Raw genomic sequence first — 1474 nt, 5'->3', positions numbered from 1 at the left:
GACTCCTCGTGGACGATCTGGCTGCTTAAAGATGCTTCGGTAATAGAGTGTGTCGTTGCGCGTGATTTGCACCGTGCTGCTTGATCATTGATGAATGGCAGGGAAGGAAACCGGTTCCGGCGAGGAGTCCGACGCCCGGAAAGTCAAGCAGCGCGGCGGTCGCCGTGATCTCGAGGCGTTGCGTGACCGGCGGATGCAGGCCGCGGAGATGTTTGCCGCAGGACGACGACAGATCGATGTCGCGGTCGAGTTGGAGGTCTCCCAGCAGACCGCCTCACGCTGGCATCGACAGTGGATCGAAGGAGGCAACGAGGCATTGGAAGGTGCCGGTCGCGCGGGACGCCGGCCCCGGCTCGATGACGCCCAGATCGCCGCGATCCGAGAGGAATTACTCAAAGGACCCCAGGCTCACGGCTTCGCGACCGGAGTGTGGACCCTGGGCAGGGTCGCGATCGTGATCGAGCGGCTCACCGGCGTGACCTACGGACCTACCCAGACCTGGACGATCCTGCGGACCAGGCTGGGCTGGAGCCGGCAACGTCCCGCACGGCGGGCAGTCGAACGCGACGAGGACGCCATCGTCGCCTGGCGCGAGAACGAGTGGCCGCGGATAAAAAAATAGCGCGGCGCCAGGGTGCATGGATCTGCTTCCAGGACGAAAGCGGTGTGTCGCTGCTCCCGGTGGTCCGAGCAACCTGGGCGCCGAAAGGCGTGACACCGGTTCTGCATCACCGATTCTCCTGGAAACGCATGTCCATGGCCGGAGTCCTGGCCTATCGACACGACCGCAGTCGCAGCGCATTCGTGTTCTCCATGACCGACGGCGCCTACAACACCGACAAGCTCATCGAGTTCCTCACCGAACTACGCACCCATTTCGCCGGCGAGAAGGTCATCGTGATCTGGGACGGGCTCATGGCCCACCGGTCCCGCGCGATGACCGCGTGGCTGGACACCCAACGCGACTGGCTCCACGTCGAACGCCTGCCGGCTTATGCTCCTGAGCTCAATCCCATCGAACAGGTCTGGGGCAACATGAAATCCACCGAACTGGCCAACCTGTGCCCCGATACCCTCGACGAGGTCCGCATCGCGACCGAGTCCGGGCTGACTCGGATCGGTTCGAGCTACGACCTGTGTCACAGCTTCCTCGACCACACCGGACTTTCCTTATGATCAGTTCTCACTCAATTACCGAAACATCTTTAATGCGTTCCACCACATTCGAAAGCGTTGAGAACATGCGTGATCGCTCCCCGAATCTGGATGTACAAGCACTCATCGACGATTCAACGGTGTCACCGCTGCAGCAGCGAGCACTCACCGTGTGCCTGGTTCGCGATAATCGCTGGATTCGACTCCCTCATAATCGGATTCATCGTTCCGGCGCTCGCCGAAGAGTGGGACCGAAACGCTGCGAGTTTGACGACGGCGACCCTTGCCGGGCTGGTGGGCACGATCGTCGGAACTACAC

General features: G+C 61.7%; 2 protein-coding genes. Both read left to right on the top strand.

Translation table 11 applies throughout. The features are described from left to right. Positions 1 to 94: 94 nt before the first annotated feature. Positions 95 to 622: a winged helix-turn-helix domain-containing protein gene (locus tag ACFWJO_RS39040; protein WP_378498102.1), complete on the top strand. Its 528-nt coding sequence runs from the start codon at positions 95 to 97 to the stop codon at positions 620 to 622. Further along, entirely contained in the window at positions 526 to 1176 is a 651-nt protein-coding gene (locus tag ACFWJO_RS39035) for an IS630 family transposase (RefSeq protein ID WP_241769629.1), read from the top strand. The genes ACFWJO_RS39040 and ACFWJO_RS39035 overlap by 97 nt, the downstream gene beginning before the upstream one ends. Positions 1177 to 1474 lie beyond the last annotated feature (298 nt).

This window comes from Streptomyces sp. NPDC127092 (genome assembly GCF_042722475.1).
Classification (GTDB): domain Bacteria; phylum Actinomycetota; class Actinomycetes; order Streptomycetales; family Streptomycetaceae; genus Streptomyces.
The sequence above is the reverse complement of the archived record's forward strand: the minus strand, read 5'-3'. Positions and strand labels throughout refer to the sequence as shown.